Origin of the sequence: Streptomyces sp. NPDC050085, assembly GCF_044460595.1 — a bacterium.
Lineage (GTDB): Bacteria > Actinomycetota > Actinomycetes > Streptomycetales > Streptomycetaceae > Streptomyces.
Window position 1 is genome coordinate 1,824,222 of record NZ_JBITJZ010000001.1, and the last position, 16,883, is coordinate 1,841,104.

The window sequence follows — 16,883 nt, forward strand, 5'->3', positions numbered from 1 at the left end:
GTGAGTCACCTGAAGGGCAGCATCACATGGCTGAGCGCCGCGTCAACGTCGGCTGGGCCGAGGGCCTCCACGCCCGCCCCGCCTCCATCTTCGTCCGCGCGGCCACGGCGGCCGGCGTCCCGATGACGATCGCCAAGGCTGGCGGCAACCCCGTCAACGCCGCCTCCATGCTCGCCGTGCTCGGTCTCGGCGCCCAGGGCGGCGAGGAGGTCGTCCTGGCCTCCGACGCCGAGGGTGCGGACGCCGCTCTCGACCGTCTGGCGAAGCTGGTCGCCGAGGGGCTCGAGGAGCTTCCCGAGACCGTCTGATCTCCACGGCGATCTCCGCCGGCACGACGGAGCCGCGCGTTTCCCTTCGGGGGCGCGCGGCTCCGTCGTTCTCGCTTTCAAGCACGTTCAGTCGCGTTCGGACGCATTCACGCGCGCCAGGATCACGCGGTACCGAATTCCGGAACCGCGCCCTTCGCATAACTCGATACATAACTCGATCAGGGCAGCGAAAAATATCGCGCGACCTATTCGACAAATATCGCACTTCTTTGTATACGGCGCGCCTGTTAATGCTGAAGTCCCGCCGTGTTTACGACATGTTGCGAAGTCCTCACACGCTCACCCGCGCGCGCGAGGCGCAGTCGATGGGCGCTCGAGGCGCGCTCGGTGTGCAGCGCGGTCAGGGCGCGGGCGCGCTCGGCGTCCCCGCGCGCCACCGCGTCGACGATGGCGCCGTGCTCGGCCCATGACTCGGCCGGCTGCGCCGGGGTCTCCACCGCGTACATCCATGCGATCTTGTGGCGCAGCTGGGTCAGCAGGGTGATCAGGCCGGGGCTGCCGGAGGCCTGGGCGAGCGTCTCGTGGAACCAGGTGCCCAGGGAGCGCAGGTCCTCGCTCTGACCACGCCTGGAGCGCTCCTGGCCCAGCCTGACCAGGCCACGCAGGACCTTGAGATGGGCCTCTGTCCGGCGCTGGGCGGCACGCGCCGCACCCAGCGGCTCGAGCAGCATGCGGATCTCCAGGAGGTCGACGGCCTCCTGCTCGGTGGGCTCGGCCACGCACGCGCCCGCGTGCCTGCGCGTGACGACGAAGCCCTCCGCCTCCAGGGTGCGCAGCGCCTCGCGGACCGGCACGCGCGAGACACCGTAGCGACGCGCGAGCAGTTCCTCGGTGAGCCTGCTGCCGCGCTCGTAGACACCCGCGACGATGTCGTCGCGGATCGCTGTGCATACCGAGTGCGCGGGAATGCGCATGACCCGACCTCCGCCTTAATCCCCGCGAAACGCGGTCGATTGACGCCCGTGCACGCGCGATGAGCACTCGTCCGGCGCGCTTGCCCAATGACTCTATTCCACCGCACTTGAATTTCCGACGGCAGGCCGAAATTCAGGGATATTTTTTGGACAGGGAAGGCCTGCGCGAAGGTCTGTGCGCGCGAAGCACGCGAAAGCCCCGACTCGGATCGAGCCGGGGCTTTCGTGAGGTGCGTGGTGCCGCTGGGGCAGCCGGCGTCAGACGCTCACACCGTGCGAGCGGAGATACGCGATGGGGTCGATGTCCGAGCCGTAGTCGGGGCTCGTGCGGGCCTCGAAGTGGAGGTGCGGGCCCGTCACGTTGCCGGTGGCGCCGGAGAGGGCTATCTGCTGGCCGGGCGTGACGCTCTGGCCGACGGAGACAGCGATGGACGACAGGTGCCCGTACTGGGTGTACGTACCGTCGTTCATCTTGATCACGATGTTGTTGCCGTAGGCGCCGCCCCAGCCGGCCTCGACGACCGTGCCGGACCCGACGGCGTGCACGGAGGTGCCGCTCGCCGCGTGGAAGTCGATGCCGGTGTGGCTGCCGGAGGACCAGAGCGAACCGCCGGTCTTGTAACCGGTCGACACGTACGAGTTGGAGATCGGGGCCACGAACGAGTTGAGGCGCTTGCGCTCGGCCTCGCGGGCGGCGCGCTCCTTGGCCTCGCGCTCCTTCTTGGCCTTCGCCTCGGCCTTGCGCTTGGCCTCCTCGGCCTTCTTCTTGGCCTCGGCCTCGGCCTTCTTCTTGGCAGCGGCCTCGTCGGCGGCCTTCTTCTGCGCGGTGGCCTGCGCGTCGATCTGGTCGGCCAGGGAGTCGCCGATGGCGATGGCCTGCGTCAGGCCGTTCTGCTCGGCGGCCGCGTGGTCGGCGGCGAGAGCGGGGGCGGCGAGGCCTCCGATGACACCGGTCGTGGTGAGCGCTGCGACACCCGCGACCTGCGCGGTGGTACGCGTGAGACGGCTCGGACGACGGTGCTTCCCGGTGGCACGGGTGAACGCCATGAAGGGGTTGATCCTTTCCTTCCCTCTCGCCTACCGGGTTAGCTGACGGGTTCGGAGCAGGAAGGTCTCCTACGGGCCCCCTCCCCTTACGGGAAGAGCGTCCGATTCACCCCAGGGACTGCGGTGGGTCCCCGGCTCCCCTGGCTCGCGCCGTGGGGGACTCGGCGATGACTGTCCGGTGTCGCGGACGCGGCACATAGGTGGCGGACAGCCGGACCGACGCTAAGCGGGACATCTTTCAATCAACAAACGGATCCCGGCTTTTGTTGTGCATGCCACAGAGCAGACAGGCAACCTCCGCCCCAATTCGGACATACGTGATCGATCGCCGATCAGAGACGGACGTGAGCGACGGCACGAGGCCCCGGTGGTCCGTGTGACCAACGGGGCCTCGTGCGGCATACGGACGCGGCGTAGGGATGCGGCCTACGGATGCGGCCTACAGAAGGGCGGTCAGCCCGCGACCACCGTCACCTCTCCGATGCCGAGGGCCTTCACCGGCTCCTCGATCTGCGCGGCGTCGCCCACCAGGATCGTGACCAGCCGGTCCACCGGGAAGGCGCTCACGACGGCCGCGGTGGCCTCCACGGTGCCCGTCTCGGCGAGCCGGCGGTACAGCTCCGCCTGGAAGTCGTCCGGCAGGTGCTGCTCGACCTGGTCGGCGAGAGTGCCCGCGACGTTGCCCGCGGTCTCGAACTTCAGCGGGGCCACACCCACCAAGTTCTGCACCGCCGTGTCCCGTTCGCCGTCCGTGAGGCCCTCCGCGGCCAGGGTGCGCAGGACCTTCCAGAGGTCGTCGAGCGCGGGCCCGGTGTTCGGGGTGTCCACGGAGCCGCTGATGGCGAGCATCGCCGCGCCCGTCCCGTCGGGGGCCGAGCGCAGCACCTGGGCGAAGGAGCGCACACCGTAGGTGTAGCCCTTCTCCTCGCGCAGCACCCGGTCCAGACGCGAGGTGAGAGTGCCGCCGAGGCAGTACGTGCCGAGGATCTGCGCGGCCCACACACGGTCGTGCTTGTCCGGCCCGATCCGGCCGATGAGCAGCTGCGTCTGCACCGCTCCGGGGCGGTCCACGATGACGATGCGGCCGGTGTCGTCGGCGGTGACCGGCGGCACCGGACGGGCCTCGGTCGTGTCCCCGGTCCACTCGCCGAGCGTGTCCGCGAGCAGGGCGTCCAGGTCGACGCCCGTCAGGTCACCCACCACTACAGCCGTAGCGGTGGCAGGGCGTACGTGCTTCTCGTAGAAGGCACGTACGGCCGCCGCGTCGATGGCGGTGACGGTCTCCTCGGTGCCCTGGCGCGGGCGCGACATGCGCGAGGTGGCCGGGAAGAGCTGCTTGGAGAGCTCCTTGGCGGCGCGGCGGGCCGGGTTGGCGCTCTCGTGCGGGATCTCGTCGAGCCGGTTGCGCACGAGCCGCTCGATCTCGCTGTCCGCGAAGGCCGGGGCGCGCAGGGCGTCGGCGAGCAGCGCGAGCGCCTTGGGCAGGCGGGAGACCGGCACCTCGAGGGAGACGCGGACGCCGGGGTGGTCGGCGTGCGCGTCCATCGTGGCGCCGCAGCGCTCCAGTTCGGCCGCGAACTCCTCGGCGGAGTGCTTGTCGGTGCCCTCGTTGAAGGCGCGCGCCATGATCGTGGCGACACCGTCGAGGCCGGCCGGCTCGGCGTCCAGCGGTGCGTCGAGGTTGATCTCGACGGCCACGACCTGCTGACCGGGGCGGTGGCAGCGCAGCACGGTCAGGCCGTTGGCGAGCGCGCCACGCTGCGGGGCGGGGAACGCCCACGGCTTGGCGGCGCCCGCCTGCGGCTGCGGGTGGAAGTCCATGGTCGCGAGCTGCTCGGTCACCGGCCCGCCTCCTCGTCGCTCTCGTCGCTCTCGTCTTCGGTCTCGGCGGGGGCCGTCGGTTCGTACACGAGGACCGCGCGGTTGTCGGGCCGCAGGCGCGCCTTGGCGACCTCCTGGACCTCCTCGGCGGTCACGTCCAGGACCCGCTGCACCGCGGTGAGGGCCAGCTGCGGGTCGCCGAACAGGACGGCGTAGCGGCACAGTTCGTCGGCGCGGCCGGCCACGGTGCCGAGCCGGTCGAGCCACTCGCGCTCCAACTGGGCCTGGGCGCGCTCCATCTCCTCGGGGCTCGGGCCCTCCTCGGCGAACCGGGCGAGCTCCTCGTCGACGGCGGCCTCGATGACCGGCACCTCGACGTCACCGGAGGTCTTCACGTCGAGCCAGCCCAGGGACGGCGCTCCGGACAGGCGCAGCAGCCCGAAACCGGCGGCCACGGCGGTGCGGTCGCGCCGTACGAGACGGTTGTACAGGCGCGAGGACTCGCCGCCGCCGAGCACCGTCAGGGCGAGGTCGGCGGCGTCGCACGCGCGCGTGCCGTCCTCGGGGAGCCGGTAGGCGGCCATCAGGGCGCGCGCCGGAACCTCTTCCTCCACGACCTCGCGCAGCTGCTCGCCGATGACCTCGGGCAGCGCACCGTCGCGCGGTGCCGGCTTGCCGTCGTGGGCCGCGATGGAGCCGAAGTACTTCTCGACCCAGGCGAGCGTCTGCTCGGGGTCGATGTCGCCCACCACGGAGAGCACCGCGTTGTTGGGCGCGTAGTAGGTACGGAAGAAGGAACGCGCGTCCTCAAGAGTGGCCGCGTCCAGGTCGGCCATGGAGCCGATCGGCGTGTGGTGGTACGGGTGGCCCTCCGGGTACATGAGGGCGGTCAGCTTCTCGAACGCGGTGCCGTAGGGGACGTTGTCGTAGCGCTGACGGCGCTCGTTCTTCACGACGTCCCGCTGGTTCTCCATCGACTCGTCGTCGAGGGCCGCGAGCAGGGAGCCCATGCGGTCGGCCTCCAGCCACAGCGCGAGCTCCAGCTGGTGGGCGGGCATGGTCTCGAAGTAGTTCGTGCGCTCGAAGCTCGTCGTCCCGTTGAGCGAGCCGCCCGCGCCCTGCACCAGCTCGAAGTGCCCGTTGCCGTGCACCTGTTTCGATCCCTGGAACATCAGGTGCTCGAAGAGGTGGGCCAGACCGGTACGCCCCTTGACCTCGTGGCGCGAACCGACGTCGTACCAGAGGCAGACCGCCGCGACCGGGGTCAGGTGATCCTCGGAGAGCACCACGCGCAGGCCGTTGGCCAGCCGGTGCTCGGTCGCTGTCAGGCCGCCGGAGCCGGCCTCGGCGGTGGCCGTGTGACCCATGGGCATGTACGTCCCCTCGATCTCGGAAGCTGCAGGAATCGCAGAACTGCTGCCAGTCCTGCCACTGTATGCAAGCGTGCTGACCCCTGGCGAAGTTCCCGCCCCGACTACGCCGTGAGCGAGCGGGCGGACCGTGCGCGCAGCCGCGAACGACCCGCTACGGACGGGTCGCGAGCAGCGTTGTCAGTGGGGCGGTCCACAATGGTCCGCGACAGATCCCGTTCATGTACCCGTTCATGTTGGTGAAGGAGCCGCAGCAGCGATGGCCCGCCGCAGCACGAAGACCCCGCCGCCCGACGATTTCGAGGAGAAGATCCTCGACATCGACGTGGTCGACGAAATGCAGGGCTCCTACCTGGAGTACGCGTACTCGGTCATCTACTCGCGTGCCCTGCCCGACGCCCGCGACGGGATGAAGCCCGTCCACCGTCGGATCGTCTACCAGATGAACGAGATGGGCCTGCGCCCCGAGCGGGGCTACGTGAAGTGCGCCCGCGTCGTCGGTGAGGTCATGGGTAAGTTGCACCCCCATGGCGACGCGTCGATCTATGACGCGCTGGTGCGTCTGGCCCAGCCGTTCTCGATGCGCGTACCGCTGGTCGACGGGCACGGCAACTTCGGTTCGCTGGGCAATGACGACCGCCCGGCCGCCATGCGGTACACCGAGTGCAAGATGGACCCCGCCGCGTCCCTGATGACGGAGTCGATCGACGAGAACACGGTCGACTTCACGCCCAACTACGACGGGCAGGAGCAGGAGCCGCTGGTCCTCCCGGCGGCGTACCCGAACCTGTTGGTGAACGGGGCGTCGGGCATCGCCGTCGGCATGGCGACGAACATGGCGCCGCACAATCTGGGTGAAGTGATCGCCGCCGCACGGCACTTGATCAAGCACCCGGCGGCCGACCTCGAGACCCTGATGAAGTTCGTGCCGGGACCCGACCTGCCCACGGGCGGCCGGATCGTCGGCCTGTCCGGCATCAAGGATGCGTACGAGACGGGCCGCGGCACCTTCAAGATCCGTGCGACGGTCGAGGTGGAGACCGTGACGGCGCGCCGCAAGGGCCTCGTCGTCACCGAACTGCCCTTCGCGGTGGGCCCCGAGAAGGTCATCACGAAGATCAAGGAGCTCGTCGGCTCCAAGAAGCTGCAGGGCATCGCGGACGTCAAGGACCTCACCGACCGCGAGCACGGCCTGCGCCTGGTCATCGAGATCAAGAACGGCTTCGTGCCGGAGGCCGTCCTGGAGCAGCTCTACAAGCTGACGCCGATGGAGGAGTCCTTCGGTATCAACAATGTGGCGCTGGTGGACGGGCAGCCGCTCACCCTCGGCCTCAAGGAGCTGCTCGAGGTCTACCTGGACCACCGCTTCGAAGTGGTGCGCCGCCGCAGCGAGTTCCGCCGCAGCAAGAAGCAGGACCGGCTGCACCTGGTCGAGGGTCTCCTCGTCGCCCTCCTGGACATCGACGAGGTCATCCGCCTCATCCGCTCCAGTGAGAACAGCGCGCAGGCCAAGGAGCGCCTCATGGAGCGCTTCTCGCTGAGCGAGATCCAGACGCAGTACATCCTGGACACGCCGCTGCGCCGCCTCACCAAGTTCGACCGCATCGAGCTGGAGTCGGAGCGCGACAGGCTCAACGGCGAGATCGACGAGCTGACCGGCATCCTCGACTCCGACACGGAGCTGCGCAAGCTCGTCTCGGCCGAACTGGCCGCGGTGGCCAAGAAGTTCGGCTCCGACCGGCGCACGGTGCTCCTGGAGTCGGCCGGCGCCCCGGTGGCCGCGGTGCCGCTGCAGGTGGCGGACGACCCGTGCCGAGTGCTGCTCTCCTCGACGGGCCTGCTGGCCCGCACGGCGAACGGGGAGCCGTTCGCCGCGTCCGAGGACGGCGACGCCGGCAAGCGCACCAAGCACGACGTGATCATCTCCGCCGTGCCGGCGACGACGCGCGGCGAGATCGGCGCGGTCACCTCCGACGGCAGGCTGCTGCGGCTGAACGTGGTGGACCTGCCGCAGCTCCCGGACACGGCGTCCGCGCCGAACCTGTCGGGTGGCGCCCCCATCTCCGAGTTCCTGTCCTCCCTCGAAGGGGACGAGAAGGTCATCTGTCTGACGACGCTCGACGAGTCGTCGCCGGGCATCGCCCTCGGTACGGAACAGGGCGTCGTGAAGCGCGTCGTGCCCGACTACCCGTCCAACAAGGAGGAGTTGGAGGTCATCACCCTCAAGGACGGTGACCGGATCGTGGGCGCGATCGAGCTCCGTACGGGCGAGGAGGACCTGGTCTTCATCACGGACGACGCCCAACTGCTGCGCTACCAGGCCTCCATGGTGCGCCCGCAGGGCCGTCCCGCGGGCGGCATGGCCGGCATCAAGCTGGCGACCGGGGCGAAGGTCATCTCGTTCACGGCGGTCGACCCCGCGGCGGACGCGATGGTGTTCACGGTGGCGGGCTCGCGCGGCACGCTCGACGACTCGGTGCAGACGACGGCGAAGCTCACCCCGTTCGACCAGTACCCGCGCAAGGGCCGCGCGACCGGCGGCGTGCGCTGCCAGCGCTTCCTGAAGGGCGAGGACTGTCTGAGCCTGGCCTGGGCGGGCCCGGTGCCCGCGCGCGCGGCACAGAAGACCGGGATGCCGGCCGAGCTGCCCGAGATCGACCCGCGCCGCGACGGCTCGGGGGTCTCGCTGCCGAAGACGGTGGCGGTAGTGGCGGGCCCCTTCTAGGGGTCTGCCCGGTGACAGTGGTGGCGGGCCCCTTCTAGAGGCCTGCCACCTCGTCCGCTTCCGTCTCCTCCGTCTGCTCTCCCTTGTCCTGTACGTAGCGGAGGACGCCCCACATGCTGCGCTCGTCCGCGGTGTGCGGGGCCTCGCTCCTACAGGCGGCGAGTTCCTTGCCGAGCGCCTCCGTGTCGAGTCCCGCCCCGATGAGGACGAGCTGGGTGAGGCGCGGTTCCGTACCCGGCCCGGCGGGCCACGGCTCCGGGTAGAACCGCAGGAACCGGCCGACGGCGTGCACGGCGTACCTGTTGCGTGGATCGGCGGCGCCGAAGTCCACGTACCCCTTGATGCGGTAGAGCCCCTCGGGCCTGCTGTCGAGGAACGCCATCAACCGCCGTGGATCCATGGGCACTTCCGAGGCGAAGGCGACGCTGTCGTAGGCGTCGTGCAGATGCCCGTGATGTGCCTCCGGGTCGACGGGCCGGTGCAGATCGTCGAACGACAGCTGTCCGATGCGCTCTTCTGTGGGGCGGCAGTCGAAGAGCAGCTCGGGGTCGATGCGGCCGTACGACGCGGAGACTACGGCTGCACGCTCCGCGGCCGCCCGCACGGCGGCGAGCACGCGCTCCCGCTCCCCCGTGTCCACCCGGTCCGCCTTGTTCACGACGACAAGGTCCGCCAGACCCAGGTGACGCGTCACCTCCGGGTGCTTCTCCCGCGTGGCGTCGAACTCGAAGGCATCGACGACCTCGACGAGACCTCCGTACACGATCCGCGGATTCTCGCTGGCGAGCACCATGCGCACCAGTTCCTGCGGTTCCGCGATCCCGCTCGCCTCGATCACGATGACGTCAATGGCATGCAGATCATTGACGGGACGAGTCAACTTGTCGAGATAGACATCGAGTTCACTCGCGTCCACTGCACAGCACAGACAACCGTTGCCCAGAGAGACGGTCGAGTCGCCCAGCTGACCCGCAACGGCCATCGCGTCGATCTCGATCGACCCGAAGTCATTGACGATCGCACCGATGCGGGTGCCCCCGCTGCGGTGCAGCAGATGGTTCAGCAGCGTCGTCTTCCCCGAACCCAGGAATCCCGCGAGGACGACGACGGGGATCTGCTGCGGACTCGCCTTGCTCAACGCGACCTCTCTCGCACCGGAGTGTGCACCGGCCCGGCGGCCGGCTCTCGTACGGACTGTGTGTGCCGCCTCAGGATACGAGCGGGCGGAAAGGGCACCGCGTACACAAGGTCGCCAAGTAAACGATTGCTAACGGCGCTCGCGGGGCACACGTTGAACATGGCGCCGGTTCGCACGACCCGGGCAACCTTCCGTGCGCCTCCTCTCCGCCTCCCTGCCGACCAGAGCCGCTCGGCATCCTGGGAGACGGCAAGCGCGCCGCCCACCGCTCGCCGGTCCCCACATCCGTCGACCCGCACCCGACGACCGGCGGACGGTCGCCTGAATCGGGGGTTGACATGGCCACAAAGAGTTATGGGGTATGGCGGAATGTAGTCGCGGGTGCCGCGGGCGGGCTCGTGGGCGCCGCCGCGATACGCCTGCGGCACCGATGCGAGCCGGATCCGGAGTCGACGGTGGTGGAGCGGCGCCGGCTGGCCCGCGCCCATCAGCAGCGCATGCACTGGGAGTTGCTGAGCAAGGCCATCGACGACCCCGCCCTGGCCGTCGTGATCGACAACTTCGGCATCGACCTCTCGCCGGAGAAGCGGCGACAGCTCCTGTACGCCAACCTCTGGTACGTCAACGCCTTCCACCTGTACGAGTCCGGCCTACTGAGCCGGCCGGAACTCTTCGGGCATCTGCGCGAGCTCTTCCAGAGCGTGTACATCCGCGAGTACTGGGAGATCACCCGGCCCCACCGTGCGGCGCTCGACCCGCTGTCGGCCGAGGCGGAGATCGGGCGGATCGCCGAGGCGCTCTTCCAGGAGCTCGACGAGGCGGAGACGGACGAATGGTGGGTGGTGGGCGAACCGCCGCTTGCCTGAGCGACTCACCTCGCGACCGCGCCGCCATCACTCGTACCGGTGAAGAACTCGCCCAACTCCCTCTGGAATAACAGGCTTCGGTACGCTCCCGCCCCGCCGGGCGCACTACTGTGACGCCGTCGTATCGCCCAACCCTTTCCAGAAGGACCGGTTCCCTTGAAGATCGTACGCCGCATCGGGGTGCCCCCGAGCGCTCGCGGAAGTGCCTCCGGCGCCACCTGCCCCGATGTATTCGAGCTCAGCGACGGGAACTTCGCCGTGATCGGCACGGAGGCCACCGCCGAGCTCAAGCACGAACTCCCCTCGGACGCGGGGGTCGCCGACTACGAGCGCATCGTCATCGTCAGCCGGGAGACGCTGCTGCGCGCCAAGAGCGACATCCCCGACTCCTGAACCCTCCGGTCAAGGCGTCGACCAGCACGATCCCTGCGCCGACAGTCGAAGGGGGTGCACCTTGTTCACCACGGCCATGGCCATGAACGACGTCTCCGGCCTTCTCACCGGAGGCGGCACCTTCCTGGGCGGCCTCGCCGCCCTCATCGCAGTACGCGGACGGAACAGGCCCCGTGACGATTCACCACCGCCCGGCGGCAGCGGGACGTCCGACCGCACGGGCAACCCTGATCCGCCTGGTGAGGGGAGCCCGCCGCCCGCGGCGTGAGAGAGGCCCGGTGCTCATCGGCGCCGGGCCTCCGGCACCACTACGGGAGTGGCACCGCCACCGGCGGCTCCTCGCCCACGTACCGTGCCGCCGGGCGGATGATCTTCGAATCCTGGGCCTGTTCAAGGATGTTGGCACTCCAGCCGACCACCCGCGCTGCGGCGAACGTCGGTGTGAACATCTCCCGCGGAAGTCCGCACAACTCCATGACCACGCCCGCGTAGAACTCCACGTTCGTGTGCAGTTCGCGCCCCGGCTTGAGCTCGGCCAGGATCGCCTCCACCTGCCGCTCGACCTCTACGGCGAACTCCACCAGGGGCCCGCCGAATCCCTCCGCGATGCCACGCAGCATCCGCGAGCGCGGGTCCTCCGTGCGGTAGACGGGGTGCCCGAAGCCCATGATCCGGTCGCCGGCGAGGACGCGTTCACGGATCCAGGGATCGATGCGGTCCGGGGTGCCGATCGCGTCCAGGGTGTCGAGAGCGCGGCTGGGCGCGCCGCCGTGCAGCGGTCCCGACAGGGCGCCCACCGCACCGACCAGACAGGCCGCGACGTCGGCTCCGGTCGAGGTGATGACGCGGGCCGTGAAGGTCGAGGCATTGAAGCCATGATCAATGGTTGAGATGAGGTACTGCTCGACGGCCCGCGCGTGGGCGGGCTCCGGCTCCGAACCCGTCAGCATGTAGAGGTAGTTGGCCGCGTACGAGAGGTCCTCGCGGGGTTCCACCGGGTCGAGCCCCTCCCCCAGCCGGTGCAGCGCGGTGAGCATGGTGGGCACCACGGCCGCGGCGGCGAGAGTGTCCTCCCTGCGCCGGTCGGCGTCGATGTCGTAGACGGGCCGGAATCCGCGCGAGGCGCCGAACAGCGAGAGGGCCGTGCGCACCCCCGCGAGCGGCCCGGAAAGCGATCCGGCGCGGGCGATGGCGGGCAGCGCCGCCCGTACCTCGTCGGGCAGCACACGCAGGTTCGCGGTCTCGCGCGCGAAGGCCACCGACCGTGCCACGTCCGGCAGTTCACCGTGGATCATCAGGTGCCATACGTCCTCGAAGCTGCGGGTCTGCGCGAGCTCGACGGCGGAGTACTGGCGGTAGTGGTAGAAGCCCTCGCGCCCCCTGACGTCCCCGAGTGCGGTGTCGGTGACGACGACGCCCGCAAGTCCGCGCGGTACGTCGATGACGGGCGTGCCCGTGGTCCCGTTGATCGGCATGTTTCCTCCCTGTACTTGATTCGACTGTCCATGCTTGACTCAATCTCTGTCAATATTGATTGAATCAATGCATCGCAATGCGGATACGGTGACGCACATGAGGGATCAAGAGCCGCAGCCGGCACAGCAGAGCCGCCGACTGAGCACGAAGGAGACCGCCGAACTGCTCGGCGTGAAGCCGGAGACCGTGTACGCGTACGTGAGCCGTGGGCAGCTCACGAGCCGACGCGGACAGGGCCGGCGCGGGAGCACCTTCGACGCCGCCGAGGTCGAGGCCCTCGCCCGGCGCAACAAGCGGGAGAGCGCGCCCAGTTCGGGCTCGGACGAGCTGTCCGTGCGCACGCGGATCACCCTCATCGACGAGGACCGGTACTTCTTCCGCGGGGTCGACGCGGCGCAGCTGGCGGCCCACCACTCGTACGAAGAGGTGGCGGAGTGGCTGTGGACCGGGACCCTGCGCCCCGGCGCCCGGTTCCGCGCCCCCAAGGAGTCCCTCGCCGCGGCGCGGCGCGCGGTGGGCGCGTTGCCCGAGCACAGCAGCCCCGTGGACCTGTTGCGGGTGGCCGCCGTCGCCGCCGCCACGGTCGACCCCTTGCGGTACGACCTGTCCGAGGACTCCGTGCTCGGCTCCGCCCGCTCCCTCATCCCGACCCTCGCGGCCGCCCTGCCCCTGCGGCGGGCCACCTTCGTGGACGGCGAACCGATCGCACGCCGCCTCTGGGGCCGCCTGTCCCACAAGGAGCCCGACGAGGCGTCACTGCGCCTCCTGGACATGGCCCTTGCTCTGCTGGTCGACCACGATCTGGCGGCGTCGACCCTGGCCGTCCGGGTCGCCGCGTCGGCGCGCGCGCACGCGTACGCAGCCGTCTCGGCCGGCCTGGGCGTGCTGGAAGGGCCCCTGCACGGAGCGGCCAGCGGCGTGGCGCACCGCATGCTCCTGGAGGTCCTCGACCGGGGCAGCGCCGGTCCCGTGGTCGCCGACGAACTGCGTGCAGGGCGCCGCGTCCCCGGGCTCGGCCATCGCCTCTACAAGGGCGAGGATCCGCGCGCGCAGGCGCTGTTCGCCGCTCTGGAGGACCTTCCCGCGGCCCGGCCCGCATTGGCCGCGGCCCGTGACGTCGTGACGACGACCGCCCGTCACACGGACCTGCACGCCAACGTGGACCTGGCGCTGGCCGTGTTCACCGCCTCCCACGGCATGGCGGCCGAGGCGGGCGAGACGATCTTCGCGGTCGCGCGCACCGCGGGCTGGATCGCCCACGCCCTGGAGGAGTACGGGGAACGTCCGCTCCGTATGCGCCCCACAGGCCACTACGTAGGCGTGCGCCCACCGCAGCCCCTGCCGTAGCGCGTGCGGCAGACCCTGCTCTCGTCACCCCGTGAGGAGGGGCCGTCGACGCAGGTTAGGCTCGCCTGCGTGAGTACGTGCGCGACCGCCTCGCGGGATCTTGACGAACCCCTCGCGGGGACCGCGGCCACCGCCCGCACCTGGCTGCTGATCGAGCAGCCGGGACCGTGGGGAGCGAAGGCCCTGACCTCCAGCCACCTCGATCCCGAGGTGGGCCGTGCCCTCGAGGCGGCCGCCGAGGGAACCGGGGTGCGCGTCGCCCTCGTACGACGCCCCGGACGGCACGCCGACTGCCACTCGCCCTCCCGCCATCAGGTGTACGTGGCCCACACCGCTCCGGGAAACGCATGGCTGCGCAGCACCACGACCGAGGCTCCCGAAGAGCTACTGCGCCTCGACTTCGCCGCGCTCGGAGCGGGCGATCACGGCGGCTTCGGTGAGCCGCATACAGGCGCACCGCTGGCGCTCGTCTGCACCAATGGCAAGCGCGACCGCTGCTGCGCGCTTCTGGGGCGGCCGCTGGCTTCCGAGCTCGCCCTCTCCGGGGAGGAGGGCGTCTGGGAAGTGACCCATCTCGGTGGTCACCGCTTCTCGCCCACCCTGCTCGTGCTGCCGTACGGATACGCCTACGGAAGGGCCTCGGCGGCAGACGTCAAGGAGGTCCTCGATGCGGTGCGCGCCGAGCGGATCCTGACGCAGGGCTGCCGCGGCCGCTCCGCCTGGGACCGGCCCGGCCAGGCCGCGGAGCTCGCGGTGCGCGAGGCGGCCCACGAAGTCGGCGCCGGTGCCCTGGACGTCGTGGCGACCGAGGCGGTGGCGGGTGACGTTCCCCGCTGGGACGTGACCGTCGCGCACACCGACGGGCGCCACTGGCAGGTGACGGTCGCCCAGGCCGCCTCGCTGCCGCCGCGCCCGGAGAGCTGCGGCGCCGCCCTCGGGGCACCGGCCCGCATGGATGTCGTTGCGGTGCGCGAGGTTCCCGCGGCGCGCGGCTGACCTGTCCCGCGAACCGGCCGGCGCACCACTGCCCCGGCCGGAGACCGCGCAACGAGATCCGCGCCACAAGGGCTTCGATCAGGGGCGGAACGGCCCGTACCGTTCGTAACCATGAGCCCGACTTCTCCCACCCGCCGGCTGCGCTTCGGCCTGCCGAGGCGTGTGTTCGCGCAGGTCCTGCTGATGCAGGTGGCGATCGCCGCCGGGGTGGCCGTGCTCGCGACCGGGCTGTTCCTCGCTCCGCTCAGCGATCAGCTGGACGATCAGGCGATGCGGCGCGCGCTCGCCATCGCGCAGACCACGGCGGCGCAGCCGCAGATCGCCGCGGACCTCCAGTCCTCGCGGCCGGTCACCGGCGGTCCCGTGCAGGCCGAGGCGGAGCGGATCCGGCGGGCCAGCGGCGCCGAGTACGTCGTGATCATGAACAAGGACGGGGTGCGCTGGTCGCACACCGACCGCCGCCAGATCGGCAAGGTCGTCTCGACGGACCCCAGCGACGCACTGGCGGGCCGCGAGGTGATGGAGATCGACGACGGTACCCTCGGGCGCTCCGCGCGCGGGAAAGTGCCGCTGAGGGGCGCCGACGGGGCCATCGTGGGCGCGGTGTCGGTCGGCATCGAGTACGACAGCGTCCGCGCCCGCCTCGTCCACGCGATCCCGGGTCTGTTCGCCTACGCGGGCGGGGCGTTGGCAGTGGGTGCGCTCGCCGCGTATCTGATCGCGCGACGGGTGCAGCGGCAAACGCGCGACCTCGCGTTCTCCGACATCTCCGCGCTGCTGGCCGAGCGCGAGGCGATGCTCCACGGCATCCGTGAGGGCGTCGTGGCTCTCGACCGGAGCGGGCGCATACGCCTGCTGAACGACGAGGCACAGCGGTTGCTCGGCCTCGACGCGGAGGCGATCGGGCAGCCCTTGGACGCCACGCTCGGCCCGGGCCGGACCACGGACGTGCTCGCGGGCCACGTCACGGGCACCGACCTGCTCACGGTGCGCGGTCAGCGCGTCCTGGTGGCCAACCGGATGCCCACCGACGACGGAGGCGCCGTCGCGACGCTGCGCGACCGTACGGAGCTGGAACAGCTCGGCCGCGAACTCGACTCCACGCGCGGACTCATCGACGCCCTGCGCGCCCAGGACCACGAGCACGCCAACCGGATGCACACGCTGCTCGGGCTGCTCGAACTGGAGATGTACGAGGAGGCCGCGGAGTTCGTCGGCGAGGTGGCCGGCGCGCACCGGGTCACCGCCGAGCAGATCACCGAGAAGATCCAGGATCCGCTGCTGGCGGCCCTGTTGGTGGGCAAGGCGACGGTCGCCGCGGAGCGCGGTGTGGCGCTGGGGATCTCCCGGGACACCGCACTGCCGGACCGGCTCGTCGATCCGCGCGGTCTCGTCACGGTCGTCGGGAACCTCGTGGACAACGCCCTGGACGCGGCGGCCGGTTCGGGTCCGCACGCGCGCGTGGAGGTGCTCGTGCGGGCGGAGGGCCGCACCGCTGTCCTTCGGGTGCGCGATACGGGGCCCGGGGTCCCCGCCGATCACCGGGAGAACGTGTTCGTGGAAGGCTGGTCCACGAAGGAGCCGCCGGCGCACGGCAAGCGCGGCATCGGGCTCGCGCTGGTCCGCCGGCTCGCCGAGCGGCAGGGTGGTACGGCCGAGGTGACGGCGTCCCCCTCCGGGGGAGCCGAGTTCGTCGTCGTGCTGCCGGAAGCCTTCACCGAAACCGTTCCGAGCGCGGCCGAGGAGGTCCGATGATCGAGGTCCTGGTCGTGGACGACGACACGCGCGTCGCCGACGTGAACGCCGCCTATGTGGCGAAGGTGCCCGGCTTCCGGGTGGCCGCCACGGCGCACAGCGCGGCCGAGGCCCTGGAACGGGTCGAGGACCTCGAGGTCGATCTGATCCTGCTCGACCACTACCTGCCCGACGAGACCGGCCTCGACGTCGCCCGCACGGTGCGTGAACGCGGCCACCAGATCGACGTGATCATGGTGACCGCGGCGCGCGACGTGGCAACCGTACAGGCGGCGATGCGGAACGGAGCACTGCAGTACCTCGTCAAACCGTTCTCGTTCGCGGGTCTGCGCGGCAAGCTCGAGGCGTACGCGGCACTGCGGCGCACGCTCGACGGCGGGGGCGAGGCCGAGCAGGCGGAGGTCGACCGGATCTTCGGCGCGCTGTCCGCGACGCCCGCGCCCGAGCTGCCCAAGGGGCACTCCCCGACCACGGCCGAACTCGTACGCCGGGCCATGATCGACGCCGAAGGCCCGCTCTCTGCACAGGAGTTGGCGGATCGGACCCGGCTCAGCCGCCAGACCGCCCAGCGCTATCTGAAACTCCTCGAGCGCACCGGGCGGGTGCGGCTGAGCCTGAAGTACGGCGACACGGGGCGGCCCGAGCACCGGTACGAGTGGGCCGCCCGTCTCTGAAGCCGCCTCTGAAGCCGCTCCGAGGCCGTCGG

At 70.5% G+C, this 16,883-nt stretch carries 14 protein-coding genes and 1 riboswitch; of the genes, 8 read left to right on the forward strand and 6 right to left on the reverse strand.

Annotated features, from left to right (window positions below):
- Window positions 1-26: 26 nt before the first annotated feature.
- A complete protein-coding gene (locus ACIBUY_RS07850) occupies window positions 27-308 on the forward strand; it encodes an HPr family phosphocarrier protein (RefSeq protein WP_365576954.1) in 282 nt (93 codons plus the stop codon).
- 248 nt (window positions 309-556) lie between these two features.
- Here the strand turns inward: ACIBUY_RS07850 and ACIBUY_RS07855 are convergent, their stop codons facing one another.
- The 4 genes from ACIBUY_RS07855 to ACIBUY_RS07870 form a co-directional block, all read right to left on the reverse strand.
- A complete protein-coding gene (locus tag ACIBUY_RS07855) occupies window positions 557-1,243 on the reverse strand; it encodes a GntR family transcriptional regulator (RefSeq protein WP_365576956.1) in 687 nt (228 codons plus the stop codon).
- 258 nt (window positions 1,244-1,501) lie between these two features.
- A complete protein-coding gene (locus ACIBUY_RS07860) occupies window positions 1,502-2,290 on the reverse strand; it encodes a M23 family metallopeptidase (RefSeq protein ID WP_365576958.1) in 789 nt (262 codons plus the stop codon).
- Between the two features lie 12 nt (window positions 2,291-2,302).
- Window positions 2,303-2,467, reverse strand: a riboswitch (cyclic di-AMP (ydaO/yuaA leader).
- Window positions 2,468-2,743: 276 nt separating this feature from the next.
- A complete protein-coding gene (locus ACIBUY_RS07865; protein WP_365577019.1) occupies window positions 2,744-4,111 on the reverse strand; it encodes a pitrilysin family protein in 1,368 nt (455 codons plus the stop codon).
- Window positions 4,112-4,128: 17 nt separating this feature from the next.
- Window positions 4,129-5,484 (reverse strand): pitrilysin family protein, encoded by a 1,356-nt coding sequence (locus tag ACIBUY_RS07870; protein ID WP_365576959.1) that lies wholly within the window; start codon window positions 5,482-5,484, stop codon window positions 4,129-4,131.
- 256 nt (window positions 5,485-5,740) lie between these two features.
- Here ACIBUY_RS07870 and ACIBUY_RS07875 point away from each other — a divergent pair, with 256 nt between their 5' ends.
- A complete protein-coding gene (locus ACIBUY_RS07875; RefSeq protein WP_365576961.1) occupies window positions 5,741-8,206 on the forward strand; it encodes a DNA topoisomerase IV subunit A in 2,466 nt (821 codons plus the stop codon).
- Window positions 8,207-8,240: 34 nt separating this feature from the next.
- Here the strand turns inward: ACIBUY_RS07875 and ACIBUY_RS07880 are convergent, their stop codons facing one another.
- On the reverse strand, window positions 8,241-9,344 hold the full coding sequence (locus ACIBUY_RS07880; RefSeq protein ID WP_399152099.1) for a CobW family GTP-binding protein: 1,104 nt from the start codon (window positions 9,342-9,344) through the stop codon (window positions 8,241-8,243).
- Between the two features lie 338 nt (window positions 9,345-9,682).
- On the opposite strand from ACIBUY_RS07880, the gene ACIBUY_RS07885 reads away from it, so the two are divergent.
- Window positions 9,683-10,210 (forward strand): DUF6082 family protein, encoded by a 528-nt coding sequence (locus ACIBUY_RS07885; protein ID WP_365576967.1) that lies wholly within the window; start codon window positions 9,683-9,685, stop codon window positions 10,208-10,210.
- 156 nt (window positions 10,211-10,366) lie between these two features.
- On the forward strand, window positions 10,367-10,603 hold the full coding sequence (locus tag ACIBUY_RS07890) for a hypothetical protein (protein WP_365576969.1): 237 nt from the start codon (window positions 10,367-10,369) through the stop codon (window positions 10,601-10,603).
- Window positions 10,604-10,911: 308 nt separating this feature from the next.
- Here ACIBUY_RS07890 and ACIBUY_RS07895 read toward each other — a convergent pair whose 3' ends face one another.
- On the reverse strand, window positions 10,912-12,078 hold the full coding sequence (locus tag ACIBUY_RS07895) for a citrate synthase/methylcitrate synthase (RefSeq protein ID WP_365576971.1): 1,167 nt from the start codon (window positions 12,076-12,078) through the stop codon (window positions 10,912-10,914).
- Window positions 12,079-12,175: 97 nt separating this feature from the next.
- On the opposite strand from ACIBUY_RS07895, the gene ACIBUY_RS07900 reads away from it, so the two are divergent.
- From ACIBUY_RS07900 to ACIBUY_RS07915, 4 genes are all read left to right on the forward strand, one after another.
- Window positions 12,176-13,426 carry a citrate synthase gene (locus ACIBUY_RS07900; protein ID WP_399152100.1) on the forward strand — a complete coding sequence of 417 codons (1,251 nt, stop codon included), beginning with the start codon at window positions 12,176-12,178 and terminating at the stop codon, window positions 13,424-13,426.
- Between the two features lie 69 nt (window positions 13,427-13,495).
- The gene (locus ACIBUY_RS07905) at window positions 13,496-14,422 is read left to right on the forward strand and encodes a sucrase ferredoxin (protein ID WP_365576975.1); all 927 of its coding nucleotides are present in this window, start codon (window positions 13,496-13,498) and stop codon (window positions 14,420-14,422) included.
- Between the two features lie 111 nt (window positions 14,423-14,533).
- Window positions 14,534-16,177, forward strand: coding sequence for a sensor histidine kinase (locus ACIBUY_RS07910; protein ID WP_365576977.1), 1,644 nt, complete (start codon window positions 14,534-14,536; stop codon window positions 16,175-16,177).
- Entirely contained in the window at window positions 16,174-16,851 is a 678-nt protein-coding gene (locus ACIBUY_RS07915; protein ID WP_365576979.1) for a response regulator, read from the forward strand. Before ACIBUY_RS07910 ends, ACIBUY_RS07915 begins: the two co-directional genes overlap by 4 nt.
- Window positions 16,852-16,883: the final 32 nt, after the last annotated feature.

Bases quoted from the DNA above. Each gene is read 5' to 3' on its own strand.
- ACIBUY_RS07850 (WP_365576954.1), top strand. From the start codon at position 27: ATGGCTGAGCGCCGCGTCAACGTCGGCTGGGCCGAGGGCCTCCACGCC.
- ACIBUY_RS07855 (WP_365576956.1), bottom strand. From the start codon at position 1,243: ATGCGCATTCCCGCGCACTCGGTATGCACAGCGATCCGCGACGACATC.
- ACIBUY_RS07860 (WP_365576958.1), bottom strand. From the start codon at position 2,290: ATGGCGTTCACCCGTGCCACCGGGAAGCACCGTCGTCCGAGCCGTCTC.
- ACIBUY_RS07865 (WP_365577019.1), bottom strand. From the start codon at position 4,111: ATGGACTTCCACCCGCAGCCGCAGGCGGGCGCCGCCAAGCCGTGGGCG.
- ACIBUY_RS07870 (WP_365576959.1), bottom strand. From the start codon at position 5,484: ATGCCCATGGGTCACACGGCCACCGCCGAGGCCGGCTCCGGCGGCCTG.
- ACIBUY_RS07875 (WP_365576961.1), top strand. From the start codon at position 5,741: ATGGCCCGCCGCAGCACGAAGACCCCGCCGCCCGACGATTTCGAGGAG.
- ACIBUY_RS07885 (WP_365576967.1), top strand. From the start codon at position 9,683: ATGGCCACAAAGAGTTATGGGGTATGGCGGAATGTAGTCGCGGGTGCC.
- ACIBUY_RS07895 (WP_365576971.1), bottom strand. From the start codon at position 12,078: ATGCCGATCAACGGGACCACGGGCACGCCCGTCATCGACGTACCGCGC.
- ACIBUY_RS07900 (WP_399152100.1), top strand. From the start codon at position 12,176: ATGAGGGATCAAGAGCCGCAGCCGGCACAGCAGAGCCGCCGACTGAGC.
- ACIBUY_RS07910 (WP_365576977.1), top strand. From the start codon at position 14,534: ATGAGCCCGACTTCTCCCACCCGCCGGCTGCGCTTCGGCCTGCCGAGG.
- ACIBUY_RS07915 (WP_365576979.1), top strand. From the start codon at position 16,174: ATGATCGAGGTCCTGGTCGTGGACGACGACACGCGCGTCGCCGACGTG.